Annotated in this window: 13 protein-coding genes; 3 read left to right on the forward strand and 10 right to left on the reverse strand. The window is 66.9% G+C overall.

Features of this window, described 5'->3' with window-relative positions; genetic code table 11:
* Nucleotides 1-20: 20 nt before the first annotated feature.
* A complete protein-coding gene (locus BN3906_RS10100) occupies nucleotides 21-1,202 on the forward strand; it encodes a L,D-transpeptidase (protein WP_066587891.1) in 1,182 nt (393 codons plus the stop codon).
* Between the two features lie 18 nt (nucleotides 1,203-1,220).
* Here BN3906_RS10100 and BN3906_RS10105 read toward each other — a convergent pair whose 3' ends face one another.
* Nucleotides 1,221-1,778 (reverse strand): flavin reductase family protein, encoded by a 558-nt coding sequence (locus tag BN3906_RS10105; protein ID WP_066587894.1) that lies wholly within the window; start codon nucleotides 1,776-1,778, stop codon nucleotides 1,221-1,223.
* 67 nt (nucleotides 1,779-1,845) lie between these two features.
* Here BN3906_RS10105 and BN3906_RS10110 point away from each other — a divergent pair, with 67 nt between their 5' ends.
* Nucleotides 1,846-2,160 (forward strand): DMT family transporter, encoded by a 315-nt coding sequence (locus BN3906_RS10110; protein ID WP_066587897.1) that lies wholly within the window; start codon nucleotides 1,846-1,848, stop codon nucleotides 2,158-2,160.
* A gap of 26 nt (nucleotides 2,161-2,186) precedes the next feature.
* Here the strand turns inward: BN3906_RS10110 and BN3906_RS10115 are convergent, their stop codons facing one another.
* From BN3906_RS10115 to BN3906_RS10155, 9 genes are all read right to left on the reverse strand, one after another.
* A complete protein-coding gene (locus BN3906_RS10115) occupies nucleotides 2,187-3,194 on the reverse strand; it encodes an LLM class flavin-dependent oxidoreductase (protein WP_066587900.1) in 1,008 nt (335 codons plus the stop codon).
* Between the two features lie 27 nt (nucleotides 3,195-3,221).
* Nucleotides 3,222-3,803 (reverse strand): HdeD family acid-resistance protein, encoded by a 582-nt coding sequence (locus BN3906_RS10120; RefSeq protein WP_066587905.1) that lies wholly within the window; start codon nucleotides 3,801-3,803, stop codon nucleotides 3,222-3,224.
* An 87-nt stretch (nucleotides 3,804-3,890) separates the two neighbouring features.
* The gene (locus tag BN3906_RS10125; RefSeq protein ID WP_066587914.1) at nucleotides 3,891-4,646 is read right to left on the reverse strand and encodes an iron ABC transporter ATP-binding protein; all 756 of its coding nucleotides are present in this window, start codon (nucleotides 4,644-4,646) and stop codon (nucleotides 3,891-3,893) included.
* Entirely contained in the window at nucleotides 4,643-5,707 is a 1,065-nt protein-coding gene (locus tag BN3906_RS10130) for an iron chelate uptake ABC transporter family permease subunit (protein ID WP_066587922.1), read from the reverse strand. The genes BN3906_RS10125 and BN3906_RS10130 overlap by 4 nt, the downstream gene beginning before the upstream one ends.
* Nucleotides 5,697-6,695 carry an ABC transporter permease gene (locus BN3906_RS10135; RefSeq protein WP_066587926.1) on the reverse strand — a complete coding sequence of 333 codons (999 nt, stop codon included), beginning with the start codon at nucleotides 6,693-6,695 and terminating at the stop codon, nucleotides 5,697-5,699. The genes BN3906_RS10130 and BN3906_RS10135 overlap by 11 nt, the downstream gene beginning before the upstream one ends.
* 39 nt (nucleotides 6,696-6,734) lie before the next feature.
* Nucleotides 6,735-7,763 (reverse strand): siderophore ABC transporter substrate-binding protein, encoded by a 1,029-nt coding sequence (locus BN3906_RS10140; RefSeq protein ID WP_066587929.1) that lies wholly within the window; start codon nucleotides 7,761-7,763, stop codon nucleotides 6,735-6,737.
* Between the two features lie 106 nt (nucleotides 7,764-7,869).
* Nucleotides 7,870-9,900, reverse strand: a complete 2,031-nt coding sequence (locus BN3906_RS10145) for an ABC transporter ATP-binding protein (protein WP_147592907.1) — start codon at nucleotides 9,898-9,900, stop codon at nucleotides 7,870-7,872.
* Nucleotides 9,897-11,717 carry an ABC transporter transmembrane domain-containing protein gene (locus BN3906_RS10150; protein ID WP_078057354.1) on the reverse strand — a complete coding sequence of 607 codons (1,821 nt, stop codon included), beginning with the start codon at nucleotides 11,715-11,717 and terminating at the stop codon, nucleotides 9,897-9,899. Before BN3906_RS10150 ends, BN3906_RS10145 begins: the two co-directional genes overlap by 4 nt.
* A gap of 121 nt (nucleotides 11,718-11,838) precedes the next feature.
* Nucleotides 11,839-12,852 (reverse strand): ABC transporter substrate-binding protein, encoded by a 1,014-nt coding sequence (locus BN3906_RS10155; protein ID WP_066587932.1) that lies wholly within the window; start codon nucleotides 12,850-12,852, stop codon nucleotides 11,839-11,841.
* A gap of 121 nt (nucleotides 12,853-12,973) precedes the next feature.
* Here BN3906_RS10155 and BN3906_RS10160 point away from each other — a divergent pair, with 121 nt between their 5' ends.
* Nucleotides 12,974-14,530 (forward strand): helix-turn-helix domain-containing protein, encoded by a 1,557-nt coding sequence (locus BN3906_RS10160; protein WP_066589781.1) that lies wholly within the window; start codon nucleotides 12,974-12,976, stop codon nucleotides 14,528-14,530.
* The last annotated feature ends 639 nt before the right edge of the window (nucleotides 14,531-15,169 follow it).

A 15,169-nucleotide genomic window follows, 5' to 3' on the forward strand; every position in this document is an offset into this window, starting at 1 on the left:
AAAGCGAAGTTTTGACACCCATGCAGTACCACCCGGGTCGTATCTTCCGGTCCATTCTCGCCGCCGCCGGTGCGGCTGCCCTCCTGGCGACCACCGCCTGCACCATCGACAAGGGCAATGACGGCGGTGTCGGCAATGTCGCCTCGACGACCACCTCCACCCCGGTCACCGATGAACTTGTCAGCAGCGTCAGCGACGGTGCGACAGGTGTGAAAGTCGACTCCCCGGTGACCGTCACCGACGGGGACGGTCTCGACGACGTCACTCTCGTCGACGCGGCGGGAACCGAGGTCGCCGGCACGTTCTCCGAGGACAGGACGAAGTGGACCAGCGCCGAACCGCTGGAGTACTCCAGCAGTTACAGTCTCTCGGCTTCCGCCGGCGACGATGAGCTGAACCAGACTTTCACCAGTTTCAGCCCGGACCTGCTGACCGACGGTGCGCTCGCTCCGCTGGACGGGGTCACGGTCGGAATCGGTCAGACTGTCGCACTGAGGTTCGATGAGATTCCCTCGGACCGTGAGGCTGTCGAGAAGGCGATCACCGTGGAGACCGAGCCGCATGTCGAGGGGGCCTTCTACTGGATCACATCACAGGAGGTGCGGTGGCGTCCCGAAAACTACTGGGCGCCGGGCACTACGGTGCACGTCAAGGCCGACCTGTACGGCAAGGATCTCGGCGACGGCATGTACGGTCAGCAGAACCGCGAGGCCACGTTCACCATCGGCGATGATGTCCGCGTGGAGGCCGATGACCGGACCAAGCAGGTTGTCGTCACGAAGAACGGTGAGGTCGTGCGCACGATGCCGACCTCGATGGGCATGCCGGGGCACGAAACCCCGGTCGGGGTGTACACCATCGGTGACCAGTACGACACCTTGATGATGGACTCCACGACCTACGGTCTCGCCCTGGACGCCGGGGGCTACCAGACCCAGGTCGCCTATGCGACGCAGATGTCGTACTCCGGCATTTACCTGCACGCAGCCCCGTGGTCGGTGTGGGCCCAGGGCAACACCGACACATCCCACGGGTGCCTCAACCTGTCGGTGGAGGACGCCAAGTGGGTCTACGACAATCTCAGGCGCGGCGACATCGTCACCGTGAAGAACACCGGGGCTGAGACACTCAGCGGTTCCGACGGGCTGGGGGACTGGAACATCCCCTGGTCGACCTGGTCCCAGGGCAACGCCAACGGTTAGGCCGGGTTCAGTTCAGGGTCAGGCCGGGTTCAGGCCGGGTCTGTCGGTGTCTCCGGGCGCGGGATCGTCCGCGGCGCCGGTTGCCCGCGGTCGTGAACAGAACGTCCGGTCGACGTACAGAAGGTGGGGCAGGTCGCCGGAGAGGACGGCGGGGGACGCCGTGACATCCAGGACCTCAGCCGCCACCAGGGTCGCCGGGCCGACCTCCACAGTGCCGGCAGGCCGGACCCGGAACACGGCCGGCGCGTCGGTGAGCAGCGGCTCCCCGGTCGGGGCGGTGGTCCATCCCTGGTCGGCGGTGAAGTGCCGGCCGTGCGGTGAAGCGAATTCCCGGGCGATGTCGGCCTGTTCCCCGCTGAGGAAGTGCACGAGGCAGGTGGATGCCCTGAGCAGCGCGCCGGGGCGTCCCGTCTTTTTCGCCAGGGAGTAGGACACCGCCAACGGATCCACGGCCAGTGACGCCAGACTGGACAGCACCAGGCCGACCGGCCGGTCGTCGACGGTGGCGGTGACGAGGACCACTCCGGCGGGGTGGTGGCGGAACACCGCCCGGAAGTCCTCGGTCTGCGAAGGCATGGCTGTCAGGTTACTCTTCACTCAACAAACTTGATGAGGAAACATTGTTGACGGGGAGTGAACTGCTGTGGCGTGGATCGTACTGGTTGTAGCCGGACTGTGTGAACCGGTGTGGGTCACCGCACTGGGGAAGGTGGACTCGGTGACCAGGGTCGGGCCGATAGCGGTGTTCCTCATCTTCCTCACGGTCAGCCTCGCCGGGCTGTCACTGGCACTGCGGGAGCTTCCGACCGGTGTGGCGTACGCGGTGTGGGTGGCCATCGGTGCGGTGTCCACGGTGGCACTGGGTGTGCTGACCGGCGAGGAGTCTCTGACAGTGATGAAGGCGGTGTTCCTGGCGGTGATCATCGCCGGGGTGGTCGGGCTGAAGATCGTCAGCTGACCGGGGTGCGGGCCCGGCACGTGAACCTAGGATGACAGGGGCAGTCCCCAGGCGTCCGCCAGAATCGACATGGAGGTCAGCGCCTCGGTCGTGGTGGGGGACTGCAGGGAGATCATCAGCTCGTCGGCGTCCGCGTGGCGGGTGAAGCCCTCCAGGTATTCCGCGACCTGCTCGCCCGTACCGACAGCGTGGTACCGCAGCATCGACAGGATCATCTCGGCGGCGGGGGAGGACATGAGAAGGTCGAGGTCCTCTTCGCCGACCTGACGGCCACGCAGCGCCATTGTCTCGACCCTGCGGCGCCGGACGATGTCACTCTGACGAACGGCGTCCTCCTCGGTGTCCGATGCGGTGACGTTCACAGCGGCGATCACATAGGGTTCCGGGCAGAACTCGGACGGGGTGAAGTTCTCCCGGTACGCCTTCACCGCCGGGACCAGGGCGTCGGGGGCGAAGTGTGAGGCGAAAGAGTAGGGCAGGCCGAGCTTCGCCGCGAGGGTGGCTCCGAAGAGTGATGATCCGAGGATGTAGAGGGGGACGTTGGTGTCCGCCCCGGGAATCGCTTCGACGCCCTGGACCCGGGACCTGCCGGCGAGGAACCCCTGCAGTTCCAGGACGTCCCTGGGGAAGTTCTCCGCGTTCTGCGGGGAACGCCGTAGAGCCGCGACCGTGCGGGCGTCCGTGCCCGGGGCCCGGCCCAGGCCGAGATCGATACGGTCCGGATACAGTTCGGCGAGAGTGCCGAACTGTTCGGCAATGACCAGTGGCGCGTGGTTGGGCAGCATCACCCCGCCCGACCCGAGGCGGATGTGGTCCGTCTTCGCCGCGACATGGGCGATGAGCACGGCCGGGGCCGATGACGCGATGGAGGTCATGTTGTGGTGCTCGGAGTACCAGATCCGGGTGTAACCCAGTTCCTCCGCCCTCCGGGCCAGTTCGACTGAACGGCGGAAGGCGTCACGGGGAGTTTCGCCACGGTAGACCGTGGCGAAGTCGAGGAGGGAAAGGGGGACGTGCGGCGCGGGGGTGCTCATACGTCCCGAACCTACTCCCGCCTCCGGTCACTTGCCGAGATTGCGTACCTTGACGGCGAAGACGATCAGCGAGATGCCGAGCGCGACTGCGGCGATGCCGGCCAACCAGGCGAGACTGACGACATTGTCGACCGGGTTGAACAGGGCGAGTGCCCCGAGAATGACGCCGAAGAGGATGTTGACCACACCCACTGCGATGGACCAGCCGCTGCGGTTCTCCACCGGCGCGGACAGCTGTGCGATGCCCGAGAGCACCATGCCCACCGCCATGAAGCCGATGACGAAGAAGGCGCTGACGATGGCGAAACTGACGGGGAAGATGATCACGAAGATGCCGAAGAGCGTCTGGATGATGCCGTCGGCGAGGACCCAGCCCCAGGGGGCGTCCCGCTTCTTCAGGTCGACCGACAGGCCGACAGTGGACAGACCGTCGACGATCATCCACGCGCCGACGATGATGCCGAAGGCGGTGGCTGACCCGAACGGGGAGATCAACAGGAGAATGCCGACAAGGACGGCGAGGATGCCCCGCCACAGCAGGAACTGGAATCCACGCTTCTGGAGGGACTCCAGCAGTCCGGGACCCTGGGAGATGTAAGAGGTACTCATGGTCGCGATTCTACTCGTCACCAGTGTGTTCGTGCCGCCCCTGAACTCAACCCTGAACTCAACCCTGAATTCAACCCTGAACTCAACTCAGAAGTAACTGGCGAGCAGACCGTCCTCGGTGTGGAGGACCTTGACCGGGGTTCCGAAGATGTCGGTGAGGATCTCGTCCCTGACGACCTCCTCCGGGGTGCCGAACACGGTGACCCTGCCGTCGGCCATCGCGCAGATGTGGTCCGCGTAGCGGGCGGCGAAGTTGATGTCGTGCAGGACGATGACGACGGTGCGGCCCAGTTCGTCGCAGGCTCTCCTCAGCTGTCTCATCATCTGCACCGAATGTTTCATGTCCAGGTTGTTCAGTGGTTCGTCAAGCAGCACGTAGTCGGTGTCCTGGGCCAGCACCATGGCGACGTAGGCGCGCTGTCTCTGGCCGCCGGAGAGCTGGTCGAGGTACCGGCTCTCCAGGTCCGTGAGGTTGAGGAAGTCGATCGCCTCGGAGATGTGCTTCTCGTCCTCGACGGTCAACCGGCCGTGGGAGTGCGGGTACCGTCCGAACCCCACGAGCTGACGGACCGTGAGCCTGGTGACGAAGTGGTTCTCCTGCCGCAGGATCGACAGGATCTTCGCGACCTCCCCCGAGGGCGCGGAGGCGACATCGAGCCCGCCCACCGTGACGGTACCCGAATCGGGTTTCTGGAGACGTCCGATCATGGTGAGCAGGGTCGACTTGCCGGCGCCGTTGGGTCCGACGAGGGCGGTGACGCCCCCGGCCGGGATGTCCAGAGTGACCGGTCCGACGGTGACGTCACCGCTGTAGGTCCTGGAGACGTTGTCGAGGGAGATCACAGACGGCCTTTCCGCATGATGAAGAGGAGGAAGACGGACCCGCCGATGAGTTCGATGATGATCGTCACCGCACCCTCGGCGTCGAAGATGTTCCTCATGATGAAGTAGGACCCGCCGAGGAAGACATAGCCGACCAGGGTCGCGACCGGGAGGATGAGGCGGTGGTCGTAGGTGTCCGTCAGCTGGTAGGCGATGGTCGCGACGAGGAACCCGAGGAAGGTCATGGGGCCGACCATGGAGGTAGTCATGGCCATGAGGACAGAGACGAGGAACAGGATGAGCATCAGTTCCCGCCGGTGGTCGACCCCGAGGTTTGTGGCGGTCTCCCGCCCCAGGGCGATGACGTTCATCCGACGGGACCTGAGGTAGAGCACGAGACAGACGACAGCGACGACAGGGATGATGACCGGGAAGTTCTCGGTGTTCGCGTTGGCGATGTTGCCGAAGGTCCGTGCCGTGAGAACATCGAATTCGTTGGGGTCCAGCAGGCGTTGCATGAACGTGGACAGGGAGCGCAGCCCGCCGCCGAGGACGATCCCGACGAGAAGCATCACCTGGATGTTGCCGAATCTTCCGGACAGCAGCCAGGTGAACAGGGTGACGGCGAAAGCCACCATGATGCCCACCTGCAGGAGGAACTGGGGGAGTCCGGTGAACTGTGCCAGGCCGACGGAGCCGAAGAAGAATATGACCGATGTCTGCACCGCGACATAGATGGACTCGAAGCCCATGATCGACGGGGTGATGATGCGGTTGTCCGTGGCGGTGTGGAAGGCCACGGTGGCGAATGCCTGGCACAGGGCGACCAGGGCGATGGCGATGAGGGCGTCCCGCCGCAGGTTGACGATCCTCCAGAACCCTTTCTCTCCGAGAGGAACCGGATTGCCGTAGGTCATGTGTGCCACGGTGACGAGGAGGGCGAGGGCGACGAGGACGGCGACAAGAACGGTGTAGCGCACACGCTGTCGTGCAGTGGTGAACGGTCCGCTGGTGCGTTGTGGCGTCCCCGTCGGGGCGGTGGTGTGTGCGGGCGGGGCGGTGGCCCCGGTGTCAGCCGGCATGTCGGCGTCCTCTCACCAGAAGGAACACGAACACCACGGCGCCGATGACGCCGAGGATCAGGGAGACGGGGACCTCGAAGGGGGCGATGACGGTCCGTGCGAAAATGTCGGCGGTGATCAGCACCCACATTCCCAGCATCGCCACCCAGGGAAGATTGGAACGCAGGTTGTCCCCGCGGAACAGGGAGATGATGTTCGGCACGATCAGGCCGAGGAAGGGAAGGTTGCCGACCACGACAGTGACGATGCCGGTGACGACGGCGACCATGCCCACGCCGACGAGCTGCACCCGGCCGTAGTTCAGTCCCACGTTGGTGGCGATGTCCCGGCCCAGTCCGGCGACGGTGAATCGGTCGGCGACGATGAACACGGCCACGCACACCAGGAGGACCAGGTAGAGCAGTTCGTACCGGCCCCGGACGATACCGGTGAATGAGCCGGTGAACCAGATGCTGAGCTGCTGGAGCATGTCGGTCTTCAGCGCCACGAAACTGGACACGGACCCGACGACCGCGCCGAGCATCATCCCGACGATCGGGACGATGAGTGAGGATCTCAGCCTCACCTGACGCAGGAAAAGGAAGAATACGCCGGTGCCGACGAATGCGAAGAGCACCGCCCCGACCATCCGGGTGGTCAGGGACGCCCCCGGTATGACGATCATCGTGGTGATGAGTCCCAGTCCGGCCCATTCCGTGGTTCCGGTGGTGGTGGGCTCGACGAACTTGTTCTGGGTGAGCAGCTGCATCACCAGCCCGCACATCGCCATCGACGCCCCGGCGAGGGCGAGGGCGACGGTCCTGGGCACCCGGGTGATGAAGAACATCTCCCAGCCGTCCTCGCCGCCGGTGATGTCGTAGACCCCGACGAACAGGGAGGCGGTCACCAGTGCGAGGGTGACGAGGACGCCGAGGAGTATCGGCCAGGTGGTACGCCAGACCCTCCGGGGTCGGGTGGACTCCGGAGGGGCGGGGGTTGTCGTGGTCACAGCGGTGTCGTCACAGTGGTGTCGGCGGGGAGGTGGGAGCTACCGGGCGGCTTCGAAGGAGTCGGCGACGGAGTTGAGGACCTCGGTGTAGGCCTCGATGTCCTCGGTGGTGTAGAAGTCCGAGGGCAGGTAGATGATGTGGTCCTCCTGGACGGCGGGGACGTTCTTCAGCGCGGGGGAGTTCTTGATGAGCTCTTCTGCGGACTTGTACCCGGCCTCGTCGGCGCTGACGGCGGCGTCGCGGTCGAGGACGATGATCCAGTCGGGCCTGGATTCGGCGATGGCCTCGACGGAGATGTCGTCACCCTGGTGGTTGGAGGAACCGTCGTGGTTGTAGGACGGGGTCAGGCCGACCATGTCGAAGACGGGTCCTACGGAGCGGCCGGTGGACGGGGCGGCGTAGTTGATGTCGCCTCCGGAGGTGACCAGACCCATGACGGTCTGCTCCGGGTTGTAAGCTGCCTTGGCGCGGTCCTTGGCCTCGTCGAACTTCGCCTCGAGGTCGCTGGCCTGGTCCTGCTTGTCGAAGACCTCTCCGATGAGGGTGGTGATGTCCTTGAGGGTGTCTTCGGTGGACTGGGTCTGCTCGGCTTCGCCGTTCTCGTCGCGGGGACCCTGGCCGAAGCTGAGGTCGAGCACGGGGACGTCGGGGAGAAGCTCCTTCATCTTGTCGTACTGGCTGGCGTAGCGGTAGCCGGTGATGATGAGGTCGGGGTCGGAGGCGACGAGCTCCTCGAGGTTCGGCTCACGGTGTGAGCCGGTGTCGTGGATGTTCTTGTCCTCGTGGTACTTGGTGATCGTGTCCGGGATGAGGGTGACCGGTGCGGAGACCAGGTCGATGTCCCAGTCCTGGAGGACCCGGAAGATGCGGTTGTCGAAGGCGGCGACACGCTGCGGGTCGGCGGGGATCTCGACCTCGCCGCGGGCGTCGGTGACGGTCTTCGTGTCTGCTGCGGGGGCGCTGTCGTCACTGTTGTCGGAGCAGGCGACGAGGGATCCTGCGGTGAGCAGGGCCGTGACAGTGAGTGCTAGCGGGGCCGTTCGGCGTCCGCGGAACAGGGTGCGCATGGATGAATGTCCTCTCAGAACGTCAGGTTCGTTGAATCTCTGTTGCACCCTAGCCAAGCCGGAGCCTTCTGCGCCAAGTGGAGCCTAAGTATACCGGTGTCTAACCTCACACTGCTTTTCTTTTCCTCTGCGTCACTTTCTGTATCGTCACTGTTCGCCACGGAGAGTCCGGAGGGTGACCGGGTGACTGGCACTCACTGGACGGGGGTAGGTGACGGGGGTAATTTCTTTGTCCGTTCCGCGCCGGTGTATGTCCGCCACGCGTCGTCGTGTGCGGGCCCGAGGGGACACCTACCGTGAGGCGCTCCAGGCGTCCCAGAGCTGTGCGTATCTGCCACCTGCGTCGACGAGTTCCCGGTGCGAGCCGATCTCCACGATCCTCCCCTGTTCCATCACCGCGATCCGGTCGCACGCGGCGGCCTGGCTGAGACGGTGGGCGATGACCACGGCGGTGCGGCCCTCGGTCGCGGCGTCGGACGGTGCGGCCCTCGGTCGCGGCGTCGGAGGCGAGGTCGAGTTCGCGGGCGTTCGCGGAGCCGGCTTCGGCCGTCGCCTCGTCGAGGATGACGAGCGACGGGTCGGCGACAAGTACCCGGGTGAGGGCGAGGTGCTGTGACCGGGCCGCGGTCAACGGGTAGCCGCCGGGGCCCAGGGGAGTGTCGAGTCCGTCGGGAAGGTCGGCGAGGATGTGGCCGGCACCGGTGCGTCCGATCGCGTCGAGCAGGGCGGTGTCGGTCACTGCCGTGGGGTCCGGCGCACCGACGGCGAGGTTGTCCCGCAGTGTCCAGGAGAACACGTGACTGTCCTGGCTGACGAGAACTGTGTCCCGGGGGGAGGACAGGACGCCACGGGTGACGGGATGGACTCCGGCCAGGAGTGCGGCGACCGTCGATTTCCCGGCCCCGGAGGTTCCGACCAGGGCAAGGTGCTCACCTGGTGCGACGGTGAGACTGAGATCGTGGAGGACGTCGTCGGCGTCGGGCCCGTCGGGGGTGTAGGAGAAGGACACATGCTCCATAAGCACCCGGGCGTCGCTGTCACAGCCGGCGTCCCCGTCACCGCCGGTGTCGCCGGCGCGGTCGGCTCCCTCTGCCCCACCTGTACTGCCGGCAGGCCGGGAGTCGGTGACCCCGACGATCCGCGCCAGTGACGCCGTCGCCGACTGCAGGACATCGATCTCCCGCATCACCTGGCCGAGCGGCCCCTCGATCCGCAGGAAGAACAGCACGGCGGTGGTCACCGCACCGACTGTCAGCGACCCGGAACCGTCGGGGCCGTCCCCGACCAGGACATACCCGACGAACAGGACTGCGGTGAGCATGAGCAGGAAAGCCATGTCCACCCTCCACATGAACATCGTCTGCACGGTCCTGGCGCGCAACGCCCACCTGTTGACCTGCCAGGAGGATTCGGCGATACGGGCGCTGTGGCGTCGGGAGAGGCGGAAGGCGAGCACCGTCGGCAGTCCCCGCAACGACGACAGGAGATTGTGCGCGCGGTCACCGAAGGCGGCGCGTTCCGCGGCGTACATTGCAGGTGCGGTCCTCAGGTACCAGCGCAGGGTCCACCAGTACAGCGGAAGGGCCACGAGGATCACCAGGGCCAGCCGTGGATCGAGCACCGCCATACCGGCAAGGGTGAGGATGATGGTGAAGAATGTCCTGGTCAGCTGGGGGACGACCTGAGACAGAGCTTCGGAGACCTGGGCGACGTCATCGCTGGCACGGGAGATGAGGTCCCCGGTGCCGGAGCGTTCCACCTGCTCCTGCGGCATCCTGAGTGCCGAGTCGACGAGTTTCTCACGCAGGGAGGCGAGAAGCCTCTCCATCAGCCGGGACGCCACGAGTACCCCGAGCACGGACAGGACAGCCGCGCCGACGGACGCGGCGACGACGGCGAGGCCGTAGATCCAGGCCGGGGTGTGCGTTGCTCCGCCGCCGCTTCCACCGTCGGAAGCACGCGCGACATCGTCGACGACCCGGCCGAGGATCCACGGTGTGACCAGGTCAAGTGCGGCACCGGCGGCGGCGAGGACCGCGGAGACGGCAAGGAGTCCACGGCGTCCCCGCAGCTCCGCCCACAGCACCGCGGCGGTGCGTCGACCGTCGGCGACGGGGAGGCGTTCCGGGGCGGTCACAGTTCCACCACCCTGTCGCAGGCAGAGAGCATCGCCGGGGACGCCGTGACGACCACGGTGGCACGCCGACGCCGGAACGGTCTCAGGCGTTCCGCGACGGTCGCCTCGGTGACCGGGTCCACCGCCGTCGTCGGGTCGTGGAGAACCAGGACCGGTGGATCGGCCGCCAGTGCGCGGGCCAGAGCGATCCTCTGCCGTTGCCCGCCGGACAGTCGCAGCCCACCGTCACCGACCATGGTGAGCTCACCGTGGGGAAGGGTGGCGAGGATGTCGTCGCAGGCCGCGGCGTGCAGTGCGCCGGGGACCAGGGAACTGTCCGAGCCCGGGACAGCGAGATTGTCGGCGACGGTCCCTTCGAACAGGTCGGCGGTGTGCGGCGCGGTGAGGACCAGATTCCGGTAGTCGAGGATGTCCAGGTCGCCGGCGGGGATGTCGTCGACCAGGACCCCGTGTCCGTGGGCGAGCTGCCCGACCAGCTCTCCCGCCCGCGACCCTTCGGCGCGGACCCCCACACACTCGCCGGAGGAGACGGTCAGGACCGGGGTACCGCCGCACCCCCCGTCACCGCTTCCGCTGTCCGTTTCCACTTCCGTTTCTGCGTCCGTTTCTGCGTCCGGTGCCGCGCCTGCCGAAACGGTCGCGCCGGTGACCGTGAGCGTCAGCGGCCTGTCCCGTTCCGGTGCCGTCCGAACTCCCGGCCCGGTGTCGGAGCCGGGAGTACGCAGCAGGTCCAGGACCCGGTCGGCGGAGGCGACCCCGGTGGCCCACGGTGCTCCGATCATGGTGGGCAGTGAGGTCAGCGGTCCGAGCAGGAACTGTGTCAGCCCCACCACCGAGATCAGCTCACCGACGGTCAGCTGACCTTCCAGGGCGAGCACGGCGGCGCCGACGGTCAGCCCTGCGATGAACACCCCGGACACCGAGTTCATCGTGCCCAGGTACAGGGCACGGGAGTTCCGTGCCCGCAGTGCGCCGTCCAGTGCTCCGGAGCTGACACGCCGGTAGCGGTCGGATGCGGTGCGTTCGGCGCGCAGGCCTTTGATGACCCGGTACCCGGCGATAATGTCCCCGGCCTGGCCGGTCGCCCGGGCCACGAGGGCCTGCTGCGACCGGCTGCGCCTCTGGAGCGGCCGGCCGGCCGCGGTCATGATCCACAGCATCAGCGGCGCCCCGACGAGCACCGCCAGACCGAGGGGCCAGGACACGGCGGTCAGGGCCACCGCACAGGCCACGACGGCGCACAGTTCACCGACAGGGTAGATGCCGAGCTGCATGGTCGCTGCAAGACGGAACACGTCGCCGGTGGCGGTGGCGAGAAGGGCTCCGCTGAGACGTCGGGTCTCCATGCCGGCAGGATCCAGCAGCCGGTCGGTGACGTCCATGCGCAGGCGGTGCTGGACCTGTTGCATACCGTAGAAGCCCGTGCGGGACCCGAAACGGAAGCACAGGGACGCCGCGACCGACACCGCGACCAGAACCCCTGTCCACCCCAGCAGTTCGGCCAGGCTGTGACGGGCGATCGCCCGGTCGACGACGAGGCCCGCGGTCACCGGGACAGCGACCGAGCACAGCTGACTCAGGGCCAGGAGGATCCCGCCGGGGACCGTGTATTTCACCGCGCCGAAGACCACGCGCCGGGTGAACTGTGCGGCGGTGGTCGTGTCATCGAAGGGGATCGGCCGGCTGGCGACCTGCTCCTGGGGAGCCTGGAGCAGCAGAGGCCACCGGATGCCGAAGAGGTGGCTGCGCAGGGCGTCCTCCGGGGTGGGACCGGGTGGACCGGCAGGGGCGGCGGGAGAGTCGGCGCTGGTGGTCACGGTGCCTCAGACTACGGAGTGGTCCGGGGGTGGGGTTGTCCTGAGATGACAGCCGGTTAGCGTGAAGGTGGGGGATGAAAAATGAGGGCCGGGGGAAGAAGGTGAGGACGCTGTCAGCTTCTCAGAGCGCTGCGGTGAGCTGTGGGGCGATCCTGTCGACGGCCCAGTCGAGGCTCATCGGCCCGGACGCCGTGGTCACCGCGTAGCCGAGGGCGGTGTCCTGCCAGATCAGGGCACCGTCGCGCACGGAGGCCAGACCGCGGAACTGGTCACTGTCCTCCAGCTTCTTCCTCTCTCCGGCCGGGTCGTAGATCACCAGCACATCTGCGTCGAGTTCGTCGAGCCGCTCCAGGGAGACGGTCCCGCGGGCCCCGGCGGCTTTCTGCCTGTCGGCCTGTTCCAACCCGAGGTCCTCCAGCAGGGAGTTGGTGGAGTAGACGAGCTGCCCCTGGTTGAGCATCGCCGAGTTGTAGGTGAGGTCTCCGACGCCGGAAAACTGTGCCTGTATCTCCGCGATGCGGCCGGCGTAACTGTCCCTGACTTCTTCAGCCCGGTCCTCCAGACCGGTGGCCTGTGCAATGCCGTCGAGGATCGGCTGCCAGGCGGGTCCGTCTGCCGGCCAGTCGTAGACGAGGGTGGGGGCCACGTCCTCGAGGGCCTTCCAGGTGGAGTCGTCGGCGTAGACGTCACCGACGACGATGAGGTCGGGGTCGTACTTCGCGACAGCCTCGGGGTCTGCGGTGCGGTCCGCGGTGAGCGCGGCGTCCTCCGGCCAGTCGATCTTCCCCTGCAGCCAGGGCATGTTGGCGTCACCGCCCTGGATCTCGAACATGGCCACCGGTTCAAGGCCGAGGGAGAGTACTGGGTCGACCGCGGCCTCGTGCATGACCACGATGCGTTCGGGTTTCGCCGGTACGGTCGATGATCCTCTGACGTGGTCGACGGTGACGGGCCAGGACGCCGTCTGCTGCGATTGTGCGGCTGAAGTTGTCTGCTGCGTCGACTGCTGTGTTGTCGAGGTGGTGCCGCCGGTTGGATCGGTCGGTTCGGGGGAGTTGTCGCTGCAGGCGACGAGACCGGTGGCGAGGACGGCGGCGCCGATGAGTGCGGCGGGGACGGTGCGGAAGAGTTTCACTGTTTCTCCTGGTCCTGTGGTCGAAACGGGTACGGGACGTGCCCGGGACTTGTGCATCAGGTGCACGGCAGTAGGTCAGGCTATGCTCATTGTGTGGACCGGAATCGTACGGGACTGCCCCGTGCTTGATGATCTGGCACCGTTCCGTGCCGACCTGGAGGCGGGGGAGCGGTACCTGCTGCTGTGGTGCCACGCCGGCACTGTGGAGGTCAGGTACCGCGCAGAGGTGGACAGGTTGACCGGGGGACGGGGAATCCTGCTGCCGCCGGGAACCCGCGCAGGCGTGACTGTCGCACCAGGTTCGGTCGCCGTACCGGTCAGGATCGCCGCCCCGGAGATCTGTGACGGTGGGGACGCCGTGGAGAGGCTCTCCGTGGGAGACTGCGGGAGAGACGGGTGGGGGAGACAGCGGTGGAACGACTGGGTCCTCCACCAGTTCAGCGCCTCCGTGTCTCCGCTGCGGGAACCCGGTCACCGGGCGGGGGACTGTGTGAGAGTTCTGCGGGGTCTGCAGTCCCGGGTGCCCGGACCTCCACTGCCGCAGTCGGCGGGGGCCCTGGAGGTGGCTCTGGCGCTGACCCGGGGCCCGGCCTGTCCGAGGACGGTGTCGCAGTGGGCGGAGGAAGTCGCGACCGGGGAACGGACCCTGCACCGCATGGTCGTCACCGAGACGGGTCTGACCTTCGGCGGGTGGCGGAGGCAGTGCAGGCTGGCTGCGGCGGCCCGGCTGCTCCTCTCGGACAGGTCGAGACCGGTCAGCGAGATTGCCGGTTCGGTGGGCTTCGGGACCCCCACAGGGTTCATCCGTGCGTTCCGCCGGTGCACGGGGGCCACTCCTTCGGAGTGGCGGACCGGTGACGGTGCCGGTACCCGGGTGGACCGCAGTCTCTCGACGCCTCCGGGGTGGGGCGGGGCGTCCTCCCCTCCGGGGCTGGACCACGGTTTCCACCTGCTGCTCTGGGTGTACCGGGGGCGGATGCTGCTCCGGACAGGTGACCTGGTGAACGTGGTCGGGGAGGGGCAGGTCGTCTGGATGCCCGCATACCGGGGTCACGAGGTTCTGACGGCCCCCGGCTCGGTGGTACTGCCGTTGACCTTCACCGTGGGACAGGTGTGCCCGGACGAGGGCACTGTTCCGGTGGCGGTCGACAGCGGTGACACTGTGCCTCTGCTGCAGCATGTCGTCGCCAACCAGAGTGGTCTCGGTCCCGGGGGTTATGACAGCACGGCCGTGCCGGAGGCGCTTTTCGGGACCGTCGTCACCGCGGGTGCCGACCCGGCACCTGCTCCGGTGGGCACCGTGGAGGGCACGGGCACGGTGGTGGACGCCGTGGACGGGATGCCGGTGCAGGTTCGCCAGGTTGCGGACGCCGTCCTGCGGGATCTGCGTTCACCTGCAGGTCTTGACCGGTGGGCGGTGTCGGTGGGGTGGACGCCGCGGAAGCTCAACGCGGGATTCCGGGAATGGACCGGGATGACCTTCCTCAGGTGGCGTGCGACGGTGAGGTTGCAGACGGCCCGCCGGTTGATCGCCTACGGGTCGGCTCCTTCGGAGGCTGCCAGGGCGGTGGGCTACCGACACCTGTCCCAGTTCAGCCGTGAGTTCAAGGCACGGTTCGGGGTGAGTCCACGGAACCTCAGTGGTGTAATGTCAGGAAACAGGTACAATGCACAGTAAACAACAAAAGGTCCGCTGATCTGGAGACGGTCAGTGGCTTGTGTCTCTCATGCGGAGCTGATGCGATTTTCGACACATGGAGGGCCTGTGGGCTATCCTCTGTGCAAGGTAGTTATCAAATCAGACTCGTTGAGTTCGGCGTACGCCGTATCCGGACGAAACACAACCGCTGTGTCCGATGTGTCGGAGCATTCCCGAAAATGGGATGAACCGGCAGGTGGGCGCTAAGATCTTCAGCGACATGGACCGGTACGGGCCAGGACTTTGACGGAGTCCGTCCACGGTACAGCCACAACTCAGCAGCGCTACAGACGAGCGAAAAGCAGGAGGAGACAAGACAATGTCGACCACACCCCCGCCCCCGGGCGTGCCCGGGGAGCCTGACGACACGTCCCCGTCGAGTGCCGACACTCCTATCAAGCTGAGCGCTCCCGGCGCTCCGGGCGCTCCCGGCGCTCCGGGCGCTCCGGGTGCACCTGTTGCTGCGCCTGCTGCGCCTGCCGCGCCTGCGGCCCCGTCCGGTCCGATCAAGCTCGGTGCGACGGCCCCTGGTGTGCCGTCCGCTCCCGGTGCCCCTGCGGCTCCGGCTGCTGCTGCGCCTGCTGCGCCTGCCGCGCCTGCGGCCCCGTCCGGTCCGAT

It is taken from the genome of Corynebacterium provencense (assembly GCA_900049755.1).
GTDB classification, from domain to species: domain Bacteria; phylum Actinomycetota; class Actinomycetes; order Mycobacteriales; family Mycobacteriaceae; genus Corynebacterium; species Corynebacterium neomassiliense.

Excerpts from the sequence above, each read along its gene's own strand:
- BN3906_RS10100 (WP_066587891.1), top strand. The coding sequence starts at position 21 with ATGCAGTACCACCCGGGTCGTATCTTCCGGTCCATTCTCGCCGCCGCC.
- BN3906_RS10105 (WP_066587894.1), bottom strand. The coding sequence starts at position 1,778 with ATGCCTTCGCAGACCGAGGACTTCCGGGCGGTGTTCCGCCACCACCCC.
- BN3906_RS10115 (WP_066587900.1), bottom strand. The coding sequence starts at position 3,194 with ATGAGCACCCCCGCGCCGCACGTCCCCCTTTCCCTCCTCGACTTCGCC.
- BN3906_RS10120 (WP_066587905.1), bottom strand. The coding sequence starts at position 3,803 with ATGAGTACCTCTTACATCTCCCAGGGTCCCGGACTGCTGGAGTCCCTC.
- BN3906_RS10130 (WP_066587922.1), bottom strand. The coding sequence starts at position 5,707 with ATGCCGGCTGACACCGGGGCCACCGCCCCGCCCGCACACACCACCGCC.
- BN3906_RS10140 (WP_066587929.1), bottom strand. The coding sequence starts at position 7,763 with ATGCGCACCCTGTTCCGCGGACGCCGAACGGCCCCGCTAGCACTCACT.